This is a genomic window from Cutibacterium granulosum, from assembly GCF_900186975.1.
Classification (GTDB): domain Bacteria; phylum Actinomycetota; class Actinomycetes; order Propionibacteriales; family Propionibacteriaceae; genus Cutibacterium; species Cutibacterium granulosum.
Genome location: NZ_LT906441.1, coordinates 1,272,190 through 1,288,051 on the forward strand (window position 1 = coordinate 1,272,190; position 15,862 = coordinate 1,288,051).

Genomic DNA, 15,862 nt, shown 5'->3' on the forward strand with positions numbered 1-15,862 from the left:
AAGCGGTTGATCCACCAGAGACGGTTTGGGTTATGCCCCGGCAGCGGGGCAATATATGCGGGTGCTGCAGGTCAATGATGTTGAGGTTCGAGTCGGTGCCCGGTTGCTGCTCAAGCCCGTGAGTTTTCAGGTCATTGCTGGCGACAAGATTGGTCTGGTGGGCCGAAATGGCGCCGGCAAGACGACGCTCACCCGCATCCTTGCCGGTGAAGGTCTCCCGACGTCGGGTACGGTACGACGCACCGGTACGTTGGGCTACCTGCCGCAGGATCCACGCGACCCGGACATGGACACCCTGGCTCGGGACCGGATCCTCCAGGCCCGTGGGCTGGACCATCTGCTGGACCGTATGCACGACCTGGAACAGACCATGGCGACGGCCACCGGCGAGGAACGCGACCGTGCCATGGACAAGTACACCAAGGCCGAGGCCCGTCTGGTCGCAGCTGGTGGCTACGGGGCCGAGGCTGAGGCGGCACGTATCTCGTCCAACCTGGCGCTGCCCGACCGGGTGCTCTCCCAACCGTTGAGGAATCTCTCCGGCGGTCAGCGGCGCCGGGTGGAACTTGCCCGCATCCTCTTCTCCGGGGCCGACACCCTGCTGCTCGACGAGCCCACCAACCACCTGGACGCCGACTCCATCGTCTGGCTGCGGAGTTTCCTGCAGTCATACTCCGGTGGCGTCCTCATGATCAGCCACGACACGGATCTGGTGGAGGCCACCGTCAACAAGGTGTTCCACCTGGACGCCAACCGCTCGACGATCGACATCTACTCCATGGGGTGGAAGCTCTACCTGCGCCAGCGCGCTGCCGACGAGAAACGTCGCCACAAGGAGCGCATCAACGCCGAACGCAAGGCCTCGGCCCTACAGGCCCAGGCCGAGAAGATGGGGGCCAAGGCCACCAAGGCCGTCGCTGCCAAGAACATGGCACGACGAGCAGAACGCATGCTCGACGCCGTGGAGGGGGAGCGAGCCGCCGACAAGGTGGCCGCCATCCGGTTCCCGGAGCCCGCACCATGCGGCAAGACGCCTCTCATGGCCAGGAACCTCACCAAGACCTACGGTTCCCTGGAGGTCTTCACCGGGGTGGACCTGGCGATCGATCGTGGCAGTCAGGTCGTCATCCTGGGGCTCAATGGTGCCGGCAAGACGACCCTGCTGCGCATCCTGGCCGGTGCCGAGCAGCCCGACACCGGAGAGGTCATTGCGGGGCACGGGCTCAGGATCGGCTACTTCGCCCAGGAGCACGATCTGCTCGACATGGACCGCACGATCTTGGAGAACATGGCCTCGGCCGCCCAGGACCTCAACGAGACCGAGATGCGCAAGATCCTCGGCTCGTTCCTCTTCACCGGTGACGACGTCGACAAGCCGGTGCGGGTACTTTCCGGTGGTGAGAAGACCCGAGTGGCCCTGGCCACCTTGGTGGTGTCCTCGGCCAACGTCCTGCTGCTCGACGAACCCACCAACAACCTTGATCCAGCCAGCCGGGAGCAGGTGCTGGGTGCCATCGCCAACTTCGGCGGGGCCATCGTCCTCGTCACCCACGACGAGGGAGCAGTGCGAGCTCTCGAGCCCGATCGCGTCCTCATGCTGCCCGACGGGGTGGAGGACATGTGGGGGGACGACTACGCCGAGCTCATCTCGTTGTCGTGACTACCAGCGGTGATGAGCGTGACGTCATAAAATGTCACACACTCGTGTTCTGCGATGTCACCCTTGTGCCCATGGCCATCAGGAGGTTTCATGCCCACCCGTCCACCCCGTCTCGTCGGGGCCGAACGTCAGGCCATGGCGCGTGAGCTTGCCCATCGCTACGAACAGGGCGCGTCGATCCGGGCTCTGGCCCGAGAGATTGGACGATCCTACGGTCTGTGTCAGAGGTTGCTGACGGAGGCCGGGGTGCAGTTTCGGGCTCGTGGTGGGGCCAATCCAGCATCGCCACAGGTTCGGGCCCAACAGGCCCATCGTTCAGAAGGCCCCAGCCACGGCCCAATGACTGGCCCGGATTCCCCTGCCCGTGAGCAGTCCCATGACGAGGCCCGTGAGCATCCCCATGACGAGAAGGGTGTCATTCCTCCCGACCCGTCGGAGTCCCGGGAGGATTCCGACGCTCCCTCGACGTCCGAACTCAAGTCTGACCTCAAGAAGGCCAGGAAACACGCCAAGGCTGCGCGACACAAGGCTGACAAGGCTCGTCGCAAGGCCAGGAAGATCAAGAAGAAGAACGGTGCCTCGAAGGCCAAGCGCAAGGCAGCGGTCAAGAAGGCCAAGCGCAAGGCTCGCAAGGCTGAGAAGGCGCAGCGAGTGTTCGAACAGGCCGAGTCGGCGCTGGAACGGGCCCGGCACGCGGCGAGGAGCCGTCCGGCGGCCGATGCCGGAGAATGACCCTTGCCGGGGTGGGACGTGGCGTCCTCAGCATTCACCCATCGACTTCCATCGCCGCATGTGATGCCGTCCTGTGCAGTGTGGTCACCTCCAGGGCAACGGTGACATCCACCGAGTCATCCAGGTGCGCAGCAGCGGCATGGTGGGCGCTCGGTCCCATGGCCACGACGTCGGCAGCCAGGTCTGGTTCGAGTGTCACCGTCCTGCGAATGTGATCGCGAGCCACCGGTTCGAAGGATCCGGACAATGACGCGAGCAGGGTGGACTGCTTGTGTGGTGCGACCGAGATCATCCTTGTGAGGTCCCTCAACTGCATCAGGTGGTCCGCCATGGGGGTGACGACGACGAGGGTTCCCCCGTCGGGGAGGACGCGAGCGAACTCGGCACGGTTGCGTGGCGCGAAGATGCACATGATCGCGTCCACCTGGCCGTCGCGCAGCGGGATCTGCTGCCAGGTGTCGGCCACCACGGCAGACATCCGGGGATGGGCCACGGCAGCGCGTCGCACCGCAGCGGGGGAGATGTCGGTCGCCAATCCCTGTGCCGGTGCGCCCAGCCGGTCCAGCACCGCTGCCAGATGAAACCCGGTTCCGGCACCCACCTCAAGAATGCGGCGTGCGCCGTGCAGACGACGAGCCAGCAGATCGTCCACCGGGTCGAGCAACCCGCTGGACAGCACTCGGGTGCGGGCGTCAAGCATCGCGGCGGTGTCGGCATTGACGCCGGCCGGACCAGCCGTCATGGTGGCATATCCCTGCCTGGCCACGTCAATGGTGTGGCGGTGCGGGCAGACAAGGCTGGTGCCGTCCGCCGTGAGTCGCTGCCAGCAGCCTTGCCGGGCACACACGGGGCAGGCCAACCAGTCGATGACCGGTTGCAGACGCTCAATGTGTGCGACCATGTCTCTCCTCGGTGGGCATGTACAGCGACTGTACCCTGCCCCCAGCACACGGCGGTCTGGCGTCAACGCCATCCGTGAGGTTTCTGTGCCGAAGTCTGGTAACAGGGCCGAAGGGTGAGCAACAGGAGTGCGAGCACCGGGGGAGCAGCACCGACACGCAACTGCAGGGAGAATTCGGCACCAACTGATTTCAACCCGTCCGGATTTCAGCCCGTCGCGACTTTTGACCCAGCAATGGGCGTCAGAGCGCCCAGCGCGCTAGGTTTACGGTATGAGCGAACAGCAAGTCAATGCAGGCCGTGTCGCCCTGGTCACTGGCGGATCCCGAGGAATCGGCGCTGCCATCGCCGCTGCACTGGCCCAGGCAGGCTACCGAGTTGCCGCCACCAGCCGATCTGGGAAGGCCCCCGACGGTGTGCTTCCGGTGGTGTGTGACGTCACCGACTCCGAATCCGTGGACCACGCCTTCACCACCGTCGAGGAGCAGCTCGGACCGGTCGAGGTGCTCGTCGCCAACGCCGGGGTTACCCGCGATGGGCTGCTGGCACGCATGAAGGAGGACGACTTCACCTCGGTCGTCGACACGAATCTCACCGGCACCTACCGGGTCGTGCGTCGAGCCGCCCGTGGCATGACACGAGCCCGGTTCGGCCGAATCGTCGCGATCTCCTCGGTGGTGGGGCTGCTGGGTTCCGCCGGTCAGGTGAACTACGCCGCCTCCAAGTCCGCAATGATCGGTCTGGCCCGCTCGGTGGCCCGGGAACTGGGGTCACGTGGCGTCACCGCGAACCTCGTCGCTCCCGGATTCATCAACACCGACATGACCGCCGGGCTGCCGGAGAAGACCGTCGCGAGCTATCTCGAACGCATCCCCGCCAAGCGGCTGGGTGAGGTGGACGACGTCGTCGCCGCTGTGAAGTTCCTCGTCAGCGACGAGGCCGGCTACATCAACGGAACCGTGCTGCCCGTCGACGGTGGCCTGGTCATGGGGCACTGACCACAGCTCAGCCAACAGCTTGCGTGGCACCCAGCAGTCATGACCGAGGCCAGTCACGACTGAGGCCGACAATTCACGATCACAATTCTCTGAAAGGAATGTTCATGGGACTCCTTGACGGACGCACCATCCTCGTCACCGGTGTGACGATGCCCACCTCCATCGCGTTCCGCGCCGCCCAGCTCGCCCAGCAGGAGGGTGCCCGGGTCATCGTCTCCAATCTGGAGCGGGCCATCGGCGCCACCCGACGGGCAGTGCGCCGACTCGACGTCGAACCAGACGTCATCGAGCTCGACGTCACCGATGCCGATCAGCTGACGGCCCTGCCGTCGGTGCTCAACGATCTTGGTGTGGACAAGCTCGACGGTGTCGTCCATGCAATCGCCTTCGCCAACCCGGAACGTGCCCTGGGTGGTGCCTTCCTGAGCACCGAGTGGGACGACGTCGATGTCGCGCTGCACACCTCGACCTACTCCTACGTGGCGCTGGCTCGCGCCCTGGCACCGATGCTGACGCAGGACGCCTCGGTCGTCGGACTCACCTTCGACGCCACCGTCAGCTGGCCGTTCTACGACTGGATGGGGGTGGCCAAGGCAGGTCTGGAGTCGGCCAACCGCTACCTCGCCCGATACCTCGGCAAGGACGGCATTCGCTGCAACCTCGTGGCAGCCGGCCCGCTGGACACCGTTGCCAAGAAGGCCATCCCGGGGGCCTCGCAGTTCAACGACGTCTGGTCCGAACGTGCCCCGCTGGGCTGGGACCCCAAGGACAGCACGGCCGTGGCCAGGGCGATCGTCTCCCTGCTCTCGGACTGGTTCCCCGCCACCACCGGCGAGATGATCCACGTCGACGGCGGTCTGCACTCCACCGGGGCCTGAGAAACCACCTCCCTCGGCACTGGCGAAGATCTGCACCGCCCGACGCACTCACGTTCCGTGCCCTCGGCCCCTGAGAACCCGGCCCCTGAGGGTCGGGGAGGGGATCAGTGTGGTGGACGGGCGGTTCTGGGCCACGCCGTTGCGGCAGTGATGGCCTGTCCTGCGGCGTGGCGCAGGTGGTACAGCGCATCCAGCCTGGTTCGCACGCCGTGGGCGGTGAGTACCTCGTGCGCCGAGTCCAGCCCGGCCTGGCATGCGTGCCACACCGTCCAGGCCGTCTCCAGCACGGCCTGGTCCCCGCTGGAGTATCCGCTGCCGAGCCGGGGAGCCACGGTGTCCGGACGCTCACCGGCGCTCAGCCCCAGACCCTCCAGCAGGTCGGCCGTATGACGCATCTGGGCGCGCAGTTCCTGCAGCGCCTCCAGAGGTGACATCGGGGGCAGTGGGGGATTGGCCCGTAGGATCCGCCAGTGGACACCGTGCCCCACCCTGGTGCCGATCCACATCGTTCCTGCCCACGCACCTTGGTGACAGATCACCGCTGTCCCGGTATCGAGAGCCTCGGAGACGATCCGTGCCGGGCCACGCAGCCCGGCGTAGTTGCCGGGAGTGGGCAGCACCAGCTCCCAGGCGGTCGGTGCCTCGGGGTCCGTGCGTACGATGCCGGCTGCTGCGCTTTCCGGCGCACGTGTGTGACCGACTCCTCCGTGCTCCAGCCGTGCCAAGGCCTGACGGATGGGCAGGGAGGCGATGGGATCGTGGTCGGGCAGCGCCAACAACTCATCCGGATCGTTGACGTGGTGGGCCACCGCCCACCGGTTGAGGTGTTCCTCGGCGTGGGCCGCCGTCGTGGTGCCAGCCGCCAGCGCATTGAGCAGACAGGTCAGACGCAACGAAATCTCGAGCACCCCACGAGGATATGCGCGCGGCACTGGTTGAGGCAGCTCGTGGTGAGGTAGGTTCGCTGTCATGAGTGCAGTGGTGCAGCTGGCCGATGTCACCGTGCGGCGCGGGAACAATGTGATCCTCAACGACCTCGACTGGACCGTCATGGACGACGAGTGCTGGGTGATCGTCGGCCCCAACGGTGCTGGCAAGACGACCCTGCTGCAGATCCTCGCCGCCCAGACGTTTCCCACCACTGGTCTGGTGGGGATCCTGGACGAGATCCTCGGCGCGGTCGACGTCTTCGACCTGCGTCCCCGGATCGGCATGTGTTCGTCTGCGCTGGCACACCGCATCCCCGACGAGGAAACCGTGCATGACCTCATCGTGTCGGCTGCCTGGGCGGTGCTCGGCCGCCGTGGCGAGACCTACGACCCCACCGACGAGGCCCGCGCCGATGAACTCATCGCCCGAATGGGGCTGGCCGGCAAGCAGACGCGCCGTTACGGGACCCTCAGCGAGGGGGAACGCAAACGGGTGGAGATTGCTCGGGCCCTCATGACCGACCCGGAACTGCTGCTGCTCGACGAACCCGCAGCGGGGCTGGACCTTGCCGGACGAGAACAGTTGGTCTCGGTACTCGGGGAACTGTGCACCGATCCAGCGGCTCCCGCCACGGTGCTCGTCACCCACCATCTGGAGGAGATCCCGGCTGGGATCACCCATGCCCTGGTCCTGGACGAGGGACGGATCGTGCAGGCTGGCCCGATCGAGCAGACCCTCACCGCCGAGGTGCTCGGCACGGCATTCGGGTTGCCGCTGGTGGTGAGCCATGATGACGGGCGATGGAGCGCTCGGGCGGTGCGGTGAGTCATGAGCCTGTTTGACGACAACGCCTGGATCGGCTGGTTGATGGCCGCAGCTGTGCTCGGTTGCCTCGAGATGCTCACGGCAGACTTCACCCTGCTCATGCTGGCGGTCGGGGCTGCGGCTGGAGCAGCTGCCGCTGCAATTGCTCCCGGTATGTGGGTGGTACAGGTCGTGGTGGCTGCCCTGGTCGCCGGACTGTTGCTCGCCCTGCTACGCCCCACCCTGCTGCGCAGGGTGCGTGACTCGGTGGGCTACCGCTCCTCCTTGGACATTCTGGTCGGATCGACGGGATATGCCCTCGGCGAGGTCACCGACCATTCCGGGACGGTGCACGTCAACGGAGACACGTGGACGGCACGACTCGTGGATGCGGCAGGCCCAGTCGAGGACGGGGACCGTGTTGAGGTGTACGCCGTGGAGGGGACGACGTTGCTCGTCTATCCGAGTACTGGCCAGCTTGATCGCTGACGTCTGCTTCCCCTCACCCGACGGAGGTATTGCCAGTGGCAGAATGGGCCATGCATGATTTTGGGTGGGAGAGGTGACACCTGAAGTATTCGCCTCACATGGTGTTGCAGAGAGGAAGCGGTTGTGCCCGGAGGAACCATCGTCGCCGTTATCATTCTGGTCGTCGTCCTGGTGGCCATTGGATCGACCATCAAGATCATCAGTCAACAACAGATCGGGCTGGTGGAACGGCTCGGAAAGTACCATCGTCGTCTCAATCCCGGACCACACCTCATGCTCCCCTTCATCGACCGAGTCAGGTACACCCTTGACATGCGCGAGCAGGTCGTCCCGTTCCCGCCGCAGGGCGTCATCACCGAGGACAACCTCATGGTCAACATCGACTCGGTGATCTACTTCCAGATCGTCGACCCGGAGCGCGCAGCCTACGAGGCCCAGTCGTACAAGACGGCCATCGAACAGCTGACAATGACCACCTTGCGCAACATCATCGGCGGTATGGACATGGAGGCCGCTCTCACCAGCCGTGAGGAGATCAACCAGAAGCTACGTCTCGTCCTCGACGAGGCCACCGGCAAGTGGGGCATCAAGGTCAATCGCGTTGAGCTGCGTGCCATCGAGCCGCCGCCCACCATTCGCGACGCCATGGAGAAGGGCGCCCGTGCCGAACGCGACAAGCGGGCCTCGATCCTGTTGGCCGAGGGACAGCGGCAGTCACAGATCCTTGCTGCCGGCGGTGACCGGGAGTCGGCCATCCTGCGTGCCCAGGGTGAGCGAGAGGCGGCCGTCCTGCAGGCCCAGGCAGACCGTCAGGCCCAGATGCTGCGTGCCGAGGGCGAGGCCCAGGCCATCACGACCGTGTTCAACGCCATTCATGCCGGACAACCCGATCAAGGGCTGCTGGCCTACCAGTACATGCAGATGTTGCCAGACTTGGCTCACGGCGACTCCAACAAGGTGTGGGTCGTACCATCCGAGCTCACCGATGCCCTGCGCGGGCTGGGCTCGATGGTTGGCCACGGTGAGTCGGAGGAGACGGGGTCGTACCGCCCTGCCGATCCGACGCATTTCCAGCCCCCGGAGAAGATCGACGTCTTTTCCGAGATCGAGGCCCAGAAGGCCGACGAGAAGAAGTCGTCCGACGCCACCGTGCAGAAGGCCATAGACGAGGCGGCCAAACTGGAATCGCCCGGGAACCGTCCCCGCATGACCCGACGTGCTCAACCGCAGCAGGTCGGTCCCGGCAGTGATCGGCAAGGCAGCAACACGCAGCTGACCACGACTCCCGATGAGGGGTTGCCATCTGCTCGCGGTGACGACTTCGCCTCCGCCCACGGCAACTCAGATTCCGGCCACGGCACCAACCATCCTGCTCATGATGACGAATCCGATGAACCTCGGCAGCAGTCCCGGGGCCAGGAGGGTGACGACCCGGAGCAGGGATGAGACGTCGGGGCGTTCCCGGGGGACGTGTCTCCCCGGAAGCCCTGGTCACTGCTGCGAACATGCGGCACGCCGGGCAACGGTGTGACAACTGTGGATCCCCACCGATCGGCGGCTGTCCGTTCGACAGCCCGATCAGCCCCGTGCAGCAAATGAACCCGTCAGTCCCGTGCAGTGACGAATCGCGTCAGCTCTGTGTGCTGACTGCTGCGGCCAAGGACGTCGGGCGCGGGAGGGCGGCGTGGCCAAGGATCACGCCACATGGTTCTGGGCAGCCTCCCACCGGCGTGCGTAACGGCCGGCAAGGCTGCCACAGGCGATGAGCTGAGCCATGTGGAAGATCATGAGCGGTAGGACGATGAGACCGACCGGTTGTCCTGCGAACAGCACGGTGGCCATCGGCAGACCGGTTGCCAAGGACTTCTTGGTGCCGCAGAACTGTACGGCGATCCGATCCTCGCGAGTGAATCCCAGCCAGCCCGGCACCGCCCAGGTGAACCACAGCATGAACCCGAGAACCGCTAGGCACACGACGATCACCGCCGCCAACGACCGTGTGGTCACCAGCGACCACATGTGCTCACGCATTCCCTCCGAGAACGCCGAGTACACGACAACGATGATGACTCCTTGGTCCACGAACTTCAGCTGCTTCTTGTGCTCCGTGACGAAGGCGGCCGTCCACCGGCGGGACAGTTGACCCAGGATGAAGGGAAGCAGCAGTTGGATGGCGACGTCGAGCAGGGACGAGGCCTGGATCTGCAGCCCGCCACTGGTCGACATGAGCAGCATCGCCAGGACTGGCGTGATGAATGTGCCCAGCAGGTTGGACGTCGTGGCGGCGACGATGGCTCCGGCTATGTTGCCGTGGGCGATCGAGGTGAAGTTGATTGACGACTGCACCGTGGAGGGCACCAGACACAGCCACATGACGCCGGTGTAGAGGGCCGGAGTCAGCGCCCAGGGTACGAGGACCCTCAGCGCCAGACCGATGAGGGGAAAGGCGATGAAGGTGAATGCCATGATGAGCCCGTGCATCCGCCAGTTCTTCAGGCCCTCGAGAGTTTCGGAGGGATGCAGGCGTGCGCCGTAGAGGAAGAACAGTGCGAAGACCAGAACCTTCACCGCCCAGTCGAGAACCGGAACCATGAATCCCCGTGCCGGTAACAGGCAGGCGATGACGGCCGTCACCACGATTGCGGTGACGAATCCGTCGATGGGCAGATGGCGCTTGGTGCTCATGGCCGCCACTTTATGGCAGGACGATGGGTGATTTCTGCACCGGAGACCGTCCGGGCCATGTGTGGTGCCCCAGGTGTGGGTAGGTTGTCTGCGTGGCTTGCTTCATTGAGATCAACGATTCATCCGACGAGCGACTGGCCGACTACGTCCAATTGCGCGACGTCAACCTGCGGCGCAGCCTGGAGGTCGAGCATGGACTGTTCATCGCCGAGGGGGCCAAGATCATCCGACGGGCGGGGGAGGCCGGGTACCAGCCACGATCGTTCCTGCTCGCACCGCGCTGGATTGACGGGTTGCGCGACATCCTGGACGCCGTCGACGTGCCGGTCTACGTGGTGAGCGAGGCCCTGGCCGAGCAGATCACCGGATTCCACGTCCATCGTGGGGCTCTGGCATCGATGCGGCGGGAGACCCGCTGGCAGATGGCAGACTTGATGGACGTCGACCGGCTCGTCGTGTGCGAGGACATCGTCGATCACACCAACGTCGGGGCCATCATTCGGTGCGCGGCTGGATTGGGTTGGGACGGTGTGCTGCTGGCTCCTCGGGCTGCCGACCCGCTGTACCGGCGTGCCGTCAAGACGTCGATGGGGACGGTCTTCTCGCTGCCGTGGGCCCGTATGGAGGACTGGAGGGGTGGGCTTGACGAGCTCAAGGAGCGCGGATTCACGGTGGTTGCCATGGCCCTGTCGGACGATGCCGTCCCCCTGCCACAATTCGTCCGGGAGCAGGCCCGCGAACCACACCGGATCGCGCTGCTCATGGGCACCGAGGGGTCGGGGCTGTCCTCGCGATGGATCGACCAGGCCGATGTCGTCGTCACCATCCCGATGGTACGTCAGGTCGACTCCCTCAACGTCGCAGCCGCCGCTGCCGTGGCCTGCTACGCGATGGGTCCGGGGGAGTGACCCTTTTCAGTCTGGGGACGAACCACGGCTGCGCCGTTGCCGACATGCCCGCCACAGAGTGACCCCTCAGTCCGGGGGTGAATTCTTTGCCACTTCGCGGCGCCGGAGCCAACGAGGGTGGGGCGCCAGGAAGAGTGTGGGTAGCGCGCCGTGGCATCAACCCTTGGGATGGATCGGCCAGTCGTCGGGGTAGAGGTGGGCTCGTCCCTCGTGCTGCTCGTCAAGCTTGCGACGCGAACGCTTGGAGAGGCGATCCCCGAAGACGATGCCATTGCAGTGATCGGTCTCGTGCTGCAGACACCGCGCGAAGAATCCGGTGCCGGTGACCGTGAGCGGATTGCCCCACGGATCCTGCCCCTCGCAGGTGGCATGGTCGGGACGTGCCAACGGGCTGAAACCGCCGGGCCACGACAGGCACCCCTCCTCGGAGGAGACGAGGCGACGATCCCTGCCCTCGGGCAGCGTGACGACGGGGTTGCAGACGGCTCCGTGGTGCATGACATTGTCGTCGTCGGGGCAGACGTACACGAACAGCGCAATTCCCAGGCCAACCTGGGTGGCTGCGAGCCCCACACCGTCGGCAGCATCCATCGTGGTGAACATGTCACGGATGAGGTCGTGCAGGTCGGTGTCGAAGTCGGTGACCGGTTCGGTCCGGGCATGTAGGACGGGCTCGCCCCACCTCGTCACCCGGCGCAGGGAACCACCGGTGAACAGATCTTCCCAACGGGGATCGTCAGTCGGGGTGTGCTTCTTCATGAAAACTCCTGCAGGTCGTCGGCCAGTTGGTCATGACGTGAGCCCCGGTGCTGACGGGTGCGGTGCCGTCCCCTGGGGCCATGCGAACTCATCGACTCATTGTGCCACCTTCGCCCCGCTGCGTCGTTCGTGGTTCCACGTCGAAGCATGACGGCCCCATGCATGACGGCCCCATGATCGTGGGGTCTCCCACCGTGCGTGGCCCACGCGGGAGCTGGCTCGTTCCAGCTCACGCGGGAAGGGCTCTTCTGCAAATGGCATGGCTCACTCAGGGGTGGGTTCGCTGGAGACAATTCGGTTGGAGGCATCGGCCTCCGAGTGTGGCCCACGCAGGAGCTGGCTCGTTCCACCGCACGAGTGAATGGATCTTCTGCCAATGACAGGCCCCGCAAGGGTGGGCTCGCTGCTCGGGCACCAGGTGAGATTCCCACCGATGGTTTTCTCCTTGTGAAGTACCGAGTTGATCGGTCGAATCCGCGGTGTTCGGCCGGTTTCACAGTGAGTGGCCGTTTCCACCTCACCCTAGCGTTGGACCGATGAGGACCCTGCTCGCTCCCGGAAGATCGAGCCGCAGTCGTTGCCTCCACCCCTCGCTGGATCTGTGCAGGCACAGCACAGCTCCGTCAGCCTGTTCGGCAACCCACAGTTGGTCTCCGTCGCTGGTGACGTCACGTGGCTGGACGCCGCCCAGCGGGAACTCATCGATGAGCTTGTGGTGGCCCAGTGGTCCCGACAGCACGCCACACGTTCCGACACCTCGATTGGCCACCAACAGTTGGCTTTCGGGGCCCGGAACGATTGCCGAGGGCATGGCAGTCGCATCTGACGAACTCGGCGTCTGGTCCACCAGACGCCAACCCCGTGACCAGGCGTCCTCACTGGCTCGTCGGGACCAGCTCTGCACCGAGGCCGACAATTCACCGGAGACCGTGAGGATCTGTTTGGAACGATCCCGGGTGAGCAGGGCGTGACATGGCCCCAGGCCAGCGGGAGCAGCAAGTTCACCGATCTGTTCCAGCCCCAGACCCGACAGCCTGAGGAACCGCACCGCATCAGCTCCCAGATCGGTGACGGCAAAATGCGTGCGGTCCAGCCACAGGATGTGGTGCGGATGTGCCGAGTCCTGCCGTCCTGCAACCGGTCCATTTCCCTCGACATGGGTACGGGCGATGATCTGCGGATCGGCTCCCCACTGGTCGACCTGCACCATGCTGACCTCACCGGACTCGTAGTGGGCCACGGCCAGGAGCCGCCCGGTGGGATCGATGGCACAGTGACACGGCTGTCCACCGCCAAGATCGCACTCACTAACGATCCTCAGGCTTGGGCTCATCACCCAGAGGTGGTGGTCGTGTTCTCCGAGCACCGCCAGATGGTTGCCCATCGGACTCACCCAGCTGGCATCGCCCAACTCGACCCAGCCGGTCTGCTGCACGGTTGGTGTGGCGGCAGGCTCGTCCCCCTCGTTCGTGACGAGCCAGGTGGTCAGGCCACCTGGTGTCGTTGCTCCAGATCCTTCTGGGGCGCGGGTGTTGGCAGAACTGGCGAGTACCGGAGTGGTCGACATGGGTAGAGCTTAGGGGATTCGCCGTGGCTGCTCGATCGATTCTGGTGGACGTGCCACAGTGGAGGCGATGACCAACCAGCATGATGTCGGTGACCTGCCGTCCGCCCTGCGCGTGCCGGTGGACGACTTCTGTGCAGACATGGAGCTTGCCCGGCGATCCGACAACACCATTCGTGCCTACCGACGCGACCTCACCTCGTTGATGACATGTGTTCATGATTGCGGGGTGGACGCCCTGCCGGACATCACCGTCACCGATGTGCGAACCTGGCTGGCCAGTCTGCATGACGACGGAAAATCCCCAGCGACGATTCAACGTCACTGGGCAGCTGCGCGCAGCTTCTTCCGCTGGGCCAGGACACATGGTTTCATCGAGGCCGATCCTTCTGCCGGAGTGCGCTCCGCCAAGGTTCCCAAGCGGCTGCCGCAGGTGCTCGGTGCCGAACAGGCTGCTCGCATCATGGACCAGGCCGTCGCAGCTGCTCAGGACGACGACTCCCCCCGAGGTTGTCGCGATGCCGCCATACTCGAGGTGCTCTACGGCAGCGGCATCCGAGTCTCCGAGTTGTGTGGGTTGGATCTGGCCGATCTGGATCGTGGCCGTGCGACGGTACGGGTGCTTGGCAAGGGCAACAAGCAGCGCACGGTCCCACTGGGTGATCCGGCATGGCAGGCCTTGGACCGGTGGCTGGCACGACGAGGGGAGTGGGTCACCGTGGCTTCCGGCCAGGCCGTCATACTGGGGGTGCGTGGTGGGCGGATCGATCCCCGGGTGGTGCGCCGCGTCGTCCACACCCACCTCCGACTCGATGAGGACGCCCCCGACCTTGGCCCGCATGGTCTGCGACACGCCATGGCAACCCATCTGCTCGAGGGCGGAGCAGATCTTCGATCGGTCCAGGAAATGCTTGGCCATGAATCGCTGGCAACCACGCAGATCTACACCCACGTGTCCAATGAACGCCTGCAGGCCGCCTTCCACCTGGCCCATCCGCGTGCCTGACCGTGCGACGGGGACGCACGGCCGGAGGCCCGGCTCGCTCGCGTCCTGATGACGACGTGGCCCGGTGTGACCTCATGACCTGCTCCCATCCGTGCCTCACTCAGCGTGTTGCCAGGTAGGGCAGCGGATCGACGAGGTGGCCGTCTCGTTCCAGCCCCAGGTGCAGGTGGCACCCGGTCGAGAATCCGGTGGAGCCGACGCGTCCCAGCACCTGGCCACGCAGCACGACCGATCCCTGACTCACCCCGATGCTCTCCAGATGGTTGTACGTGGTGCGCAGATGGGTCGATCCCACCGTGCCGTGATCGACGATGACGCGGTTTCCCCAGGCCCGGGTGCTGCCCACCCACACCACCCGTCCGGTGTACGCCGCGTGTACCGGCGTGCCACATCCGGAAGCCAGATCCACGCCGTCATGCAGCTTGCGCACATGGGTGACCGGGTGCACCCGATACCCGAACGGTGAGGACACCGGCCCGGTAACCGGTCTCAGCAGTGCCGAGGAACCTCCCGCCCCCGAGACCGAGGGAAGACCCGCAGGATCGAACACCTCGGTCGGAGCCGGATCCGGATCGGGTCTGCTTCCCGTTGGCAGGAGTCGAACCGGTACCTGCCCGATCAGGGACAATGGGTTCTCGTAGACCCCATCCTTCTTCAGCCCCCAGTGCAGGCACGACGTCTGGCAGTGGGTGTTCGGCAGCACATGTCCGATCACCTGACCGGCGTGTACGACGTCTCCCACCTGTACCGACGGCTCCACCGGCATGTGCGTGAGGCGTCGCCCGTCGGGCATGAGGATGACGACGACACGGTTGGTCGCCACCTGACCGGCGACCACGACGACACCGGCCACCGCAGAGCGTACTGGTGCACCCACCGGGGCCTGTAGGTCCACACCACGATGTCCGGACAACCACGGCTGGTCGGGTGGGTCGAATCCTCTGACCACCGCTCCGGGAACTGGGGGCTGTGCATGCGCGGGTGTCGTGCGCGCTCCCACGGCCAGTGCCGTTGTCGCCATCGGTTTCATGAGCAGTACGGCGCACACGATCGTCACCAACCACCCAGTGACCAAGGCACGAGGATGCGACAAACGGGATGATGTCGAGGACGACGTCGGGCGCTCCGGCATCGATCTGGGCCTGTCGCGGCATGACCCTGTCCGGGACGTCGGGGCTGGGTCGGTCGGCACGACACAGGTGTGGGCGGGGCAGGGGGACTTGGCGCGCGACGGTGGCATGTCACGGCAACGGCGACGCCATGATCTGGGCAGTGTCAGGGTTCTCACGATGAGAATCATTGAGAGCCGGGCCGTCATCCGGCAGTTTTTCCGACGCCTGTGGACAACGTCGTCACCGTGTGACACCTGCCTGTGGACAGCGTGACCGGCTGCAGATCTCAGGAGTCGGGCCTGTCGGGGACGGCAGGTCGGTCCTCGAATGGAGTCTGGTGGGGCTCATGACGTAGACTGCTGGTGCAGTCTGGGGTCATCTTGGACTGACTTCGCATGCGTCTGTCCCGTGAAGGGGCCTGTCGCCTTGGTCTCGTC

Annotated in this window: 15 protein-coding genes; 9 read left to right on the forward strand and 6 right to left on the reverse strand. The window is 65.3% G+C overall.

All coding sequences use genetic code 11. From position 1 onward, the window contains the following. Positions 1-61: 61 nt before the first annotated feature. Both CKV91_RS05375 and CKV91_RS09805 read left to right on the forward strand, forming a co-directional pair. Entirely contained in the window at positions 62-1,660 is a 1,599-nt protein-coding gene (locus tag CKV91_RS05375) for an ABC-F family ATP-binding cassette domain-containing protein (RefSeq protein WP_065860758.1), read from the forward strand. A 90-nt stretch (positions 1,661-1,750) separates the two neighbouring features. Continuing rightward, positions 1,751-2,392 carry a helix-turn-helix domain-containing protein gene (locus CKV91_RS09805; protein ID WP_065860725.1) on the forward strand — a complete coding sequence of 214 codons (642 nt, stop codon included), beginning with the start codon at positions 1,751-1,753 and terminating at the stop codon, positions 2,390-2,392. A gap of 34 nt (positions 2,393-2,426) precedes the next feature. Here CKV91_RS09805 and CKV91_RS05385 read toward each other — a convergent pair whose 3' ends face one another. Continuing rightward, a complete protein-coding gene (locus tag CKV91_RS05385) occupies positions 2,427-3,134 on the reverse strand; it encodes a methyltransferase domain-containing protein (RefSeq protein WP_065860759.1) in 708 nt (235 codons plus the stop codon). 430 nt (positions 3,135-3,564) lie between these two features. Between CKV91_RS05385 and fabG the strand changes: the two genes are divergently transcribed. Further along, positions 3,565-4,290 carry a 3-oxoacyl-ACP reductase FabG gene (fabG, locus tag CKV91_RS05390; protein WP_021103086.1) on the forward strand — a complete coding sequence of 242 codons (726 nt, stop codon included), beginning with the start codon at positions 3,565-3,567 and terminating at the stop codon, positions 4,288-4,290. A gap of 104 nt (positions 4,291-4,394) precedes the next feature. Next, on the forward strand, positions 4,395-5,168 hold the full coding sequence (gene fabI / locus CKV91_RS05395; RefSeq protein ID WP_023035527.1) for an enoyl-ACP reductase FabI: 774 nt from the start codon (positions 4,395-4,397) through the stop codon (positions 5,166-5,168). A 104-nt stretch (positions 5,169-5,272) separates the two neighbouring features. Here fabI and CKV91_RS05400 read toward each other — a convergent pair whose 3' ends face one another. After that, positions 5,273-6,076 (reverse strand): hypothetical protein, encoded by an 804-nt coding sequence (locus CKV91_RS05400; RefSeq protein ID WP_065860726.1) that lies wholly within the window; start codon positions 6,074-6,076, stop codon positions 5,273-5,275. Positions 6,077-6,137: 61 nt separating this feature from the next. On the opposite strand from CKV91_RS05400, the gene CKV91_RS05405 reads away from it, so the two are divergent. The 3 genes from CKV91_RS05405 (at position 6,138) to CKV91_RS05415 (ending at position 8,837) form a co-directional block, all read left to right on the forward strand. Next, positions 6,138-6,923, forward strand: a complete 786-nt coding sequence (locus CKV91_RS05405; RefSeq protein ID WP_065860727.1) for an ABC transporter ATP-binding protein — start codon at positions 6,138-6,140, stop codon at positions 6,921-6,923. Positions 6,924-6,926: 3 nt separating this feature from the next. Then, the gene (locus tag CKV91_RS05410; RefSeq protein WP_065860728.1) at positions 6,927-7,391 is read left to right on the forward strand and encodes an NfeD family protein; all 465 of its coding nucleotides are present in this window, start codon (positions 6,927-6,929) and stop codon (positions 7,389-7,391) included. Between the two features lie 138 nt (positions 7,392-7,529). Continuing rightward, positions 7,530-8,837: an SPFH domain-containing protein gene (locus CKV91_RS05415; protein ID WP_169712418.1), complete on the forward strand. Its 1,308-nt coding sequence runs from the start codon at positions 7,530-7,532 to the stop codon at positions 8,835-8,837. 249 nt (positions 8,838-9,086) lie between these two features. On the opposite strand, the gene CKV91_RS05420 is transcribed toward CKV91_RS05415, so the two are convergent. Further along, entirely contained in the window at positions 9,087-10,076 is a 990-nt protein-coding gene (locus tag CKV91_RS05420) for a bile acid:sodium symporter family protein (RefSeq protein ID WP_410172685.1), read from the reverse strand. A 92-nt stretch (positions 10,077-10,168) separates the two neighbouring features. Between CKV91_RS05420 and CKV91_RS05425 the strand changes: the two genes are divergently transcribed. Next, positions 10,169-10,984, forward strand: a complete 816-nt coding sequence (locus CKV91_RS05425; protein WP_065860730.1) for a TrmH family RNA methyltransferase — start codon at positions 10,169-10,171, stop codon at positions 10,982-10,984. A 156-nt stretch (positions 10,985-11,140) separates the two neighbouring features. On the opposite strand, the gene def is transcribed toward CKV91_RS05425, so the two are convergent. Next, entirely contained in the window at positions 11,141-11,743 is a 603-nt protein-coding gene (gene def, locus CKV91_RS05430) for a peptide deformylase (protein ID WP_021103093.1), read from the reverse strand. A gap of 517 nt (positions 11,744-12,260) precedes the next feature. Further along, a complete protein-coding gene (locus tag CKV91_RS05435) occupies positions 12,261-13,310 on the reverse strand; it encodes a lactonase family protein (RefSeq protein ID WP_021103094.1) in 1,050 nt (349 codons plus the stop codon). 67 nt (positions 13,311-13,377) lie between these two features. Between CKV91_RS05435 and CKV91_RS05440 the strand changes: the two genes are divergently transcribed. Beyond that, positions 13,378-14,313, forward strand: a complete 936-nt coding sequence (locus tag CKV91_RS05440; RefSeq protein WP_021103095.1) for a tyrosine recombinase XerC — start codon at positions 13,378-13,380, stop codon at positions 14,311-14,313. A 100-nt stretch (positions 14,314-14,413) separates the two neighbouring features. Here CKV91_RS05440 and CKV91_RS05445 read toward each other — a convergent pair whose 3' ends face one another. After that, entirely contained in the window at positions 14,414-15,388 is a 975-nt protein-coding gene (locus CKV91_RS05445) for a M23 family metallopeptidase (protein WP_155942598.1), read from the reverse strand. Between the last annotated feature and the right edge of the window lie 474 nt (positions 15,389-15,862).